At 56.9% G+C, this 2,772-nt stretch carries 1 protein-coding gene; it reads left to right on the top strand.

Annotated features, from left to right (window positions below):
* The first annotated feature begins 834 nt into the window (after positions 1 to 834).
* Entirely contained in the window at positions 835 to 1,482 is a 648-nt protein-coding gene (locus tag Q4577_RS23565) for a recombinase family protein (RefSeq protein WP_303473343.1), read from the top strand.
* Positions 1,483 to 2,772: the final 1,290 nt, after the last annotated feature.

Consider the following 2,772-nt stretch of genomic DNA (forward strand, 5'->3'; position numbering starts at 1 on the left):
CAGGCTTTGCTACCGTCAGCGCTCTTGGTGACATTTCTACTTTGCGGAGCGAGGGACATTTCTACTTGGTTGCAACACAATGTATGGTTTAAACTTACCTATCCTGCCACAAAATATGGTAACCTTCTTGCTTCCGCACTCTTCCCTACTCTAGTCGTTTTGTTGATGAACAATGTGGAAACTTTACCTTGCTAGTGCCATGAAGAAGGCCTAGTTGGTTACCGCCTTATGATATAAACTTCGCTAGTTATCATAAACTAGACGACAGCTCGCATTGAACCGCGCCGGGTTTGCCGGAGGCTGATTGATCTCACGAATGACGCGTCGATAGCTGTGCGCCTTGTCCGTCACAATTGTAACAGGCCGGTGCAGGCGCACGCCCTCGATGGCCTTATTTGAGAAAGGCCCTTACAGCCTTCGCATCACGTCGCACGGTGAGGCAGAAGCAGCCATCTGGCCGGTGGCATAAATGGCCCGCCAGAGATAACGCCACTTACCACCGACACGGTCGGTAGGTCTCGTCGACATGCCAGTCAACACCCATCCCCCCAAACGAATTTTGCCTCCTCCCCTGGCATGCGAACGTGCGAAATTGGGGTTTCCACTACGACGGTGGGCGAAGTAGATGAACCATCATCTAAGGTATCGCCTTTGGGAGCGATTTTGGCCCCCGTTGAATCCAGCGGCAGATTTCATCCGCTTGGGTATACCTTGACGGACAGGGTGGAAGAAGCCTCGTAAGTATGTACATGAGGAGTATGTACATGAGGGTTGATTTGCGTCCATGGACATGCAATTCAACGGACACCACCTTCATGTACATATGGATTGCCCATGACACAGAGCTTAACCAAGACCGTGCTGTATGCCCGCGTCTCGACAGCGGAACAGAATATTGATCATCAGAGGGCGCAGGCTGAGGCCGCTGGCTTTGTCATTGATCAGGTTGTGGCGGATCACGGGGCATCCGGGATCAGCACCACCCTTGCAGAGCGCCGAGAGGGGCGCAGGCTGGCTGATATGCTGCGCCGGGGGGATACCCTTGTGGTGCGGTGGGTGGATCGCCTGGGCCGCAACTACCAGGATGTGACAGACACGATCAGGATGTTCATGCGGCAAGGCGTGATCGTGAAGACGGTTATCAACGGCATGACCTTTGACGGGGCCAGCACCGATCCAATGCAGGAGGCCGTGAGGGACGCTCTGATTGCCTTCATGGCTGCGACCGCCCAGGCGCAAGCCGAGGCCACGAAAGAGGCTCAGAGGGCGGGCATAGACGCCGCCAGGGCCGATGGGACGAAATACCGGGGCGGCAAGCCCAGCTATGACCGCGCGCAATTCCGACGGGTTGTGACCAGGCTGGCAACTGAGGGGAATGTATCGGCCATTGCCAGGGACGAACAGCTGACCCGCCAGACGGTGCTGCGGATACGGGATCACGCGGACAGGTGTGAAGCCGCTTTAGCGAAATGGGGCATGTGACGCGCAGAGGCCAAATAAGGGCCGGTAGGTGAGCGCTCCGCTTTGGGTCACCAACCTAGGCCAAGCACCGCAGGCACCCCTCAGAGAGCGCCATACGGCCCCTCAGGGGTGCTCTAAAGGTCGCGCGCAATTTTTCGGTCATTTTGCCCCAGATTATTACCCTTTCCCGGACCCTATCGTGATGATAGCTATTCAAGATCATATTCGGCGTGGGTTCGGGCCAAATATGTAACCGGCGGTTACAACTTGGTTACATAGTCAAACCGCTGAAATTACTTCTAAAAATCGCAGTATGTAACCGTGTAACCATGTAACCGGGGAGCCTCGCCCATGCGCGCGTGCACGCGCGCGCGTAATATATACTACGCGCGCATGCGGGCACGCGCACACACGCTCACGGGCGAGAATGGTTGGTTACACGGTTACACGGTTACACATAGGTGTATTTATAATTATTTTCAGTTGGTTAGATGTGTAACCGCGATGTAACCGGCGGTTACACTTTCATTTCGTCAAATCTGGCATACTACCAATTGTTGTTGATCGTGGTGTACTGGGTCGCCTATCTTCTGCGGCATTGGCGCAGCATCCGGCGCGCCCGGCGGATTGGATTAAAAAAGGAGCTGATATTGCCTGACCTGCCGCGCGATCCTTCTGGCCTCGCAACCGCCGTGGCATCGGCGCAGACCGCCGGGAAATCGCAACCGGTCAACGGAAGAATGGTCGCGTTTCATCCTGACGCGCTACCGGTCGCCGCTGCTCGGACTGGCCGAAATCGCCGCAGCCTCGCCGCTGGAGCTGCAAGCCAGCCTTGGCGGCGCACCGACTGGCGAGGACAGCAACGAGGGCTGCTGGATGCGGTGCGGATCATCGTGCAGGCAGCAAACTGCCCTGGCACCGTACCTGCACCAGAAGCAGGCAACAGCCATCGACACCGGCGGCGTCGGGCTGATGCAGGTGGTCATTCATGCAGGCGCAGGTAATCGACATTCGGCCAATGAAATAAATTTAGCAACATCAACAACTTAAGGTGAGAGGCCTCAGCGCGTCGGACAAATTACGTCGGAATGACTGATGCAAGCACTTGAAAAAATTGCAAAAACTTCCGTTGTGTCGGCGGGTGAGATACCCGCCGACACCAATCGCGCTAGCGCATCAGCGCATGATCAAAAAAGGGGGGGGGGGCTTCGATGCGCATGAGCCCCCCGGCCCCCCCCGGGCGGGGGGGGGGGGGGGGGCGGGGGGGGGGCGAGGATTTGGGTTTTGGGGGTAAAAAGGGGGGGGGGGGGG

This window comes from Marinovum sp. 2_MG-2023 (genome assembly GCF_030548265.1).
Taxonomy (GTDB): domain Bacteria; phylum Pseudomonadota; class Alphaproteobacteria; order Rhodobacterales; family Rhodobacteraceae; genus Marinovum.

Coding starts and splice junctions, on each gene's coding strand:
- Q4577_RS23565 (WP_303473343.1), top strand. CDS start 835: ATGACACAGAGCTTAACCAAGACCGTGCTGTATGCCCGCGTCTCGACA.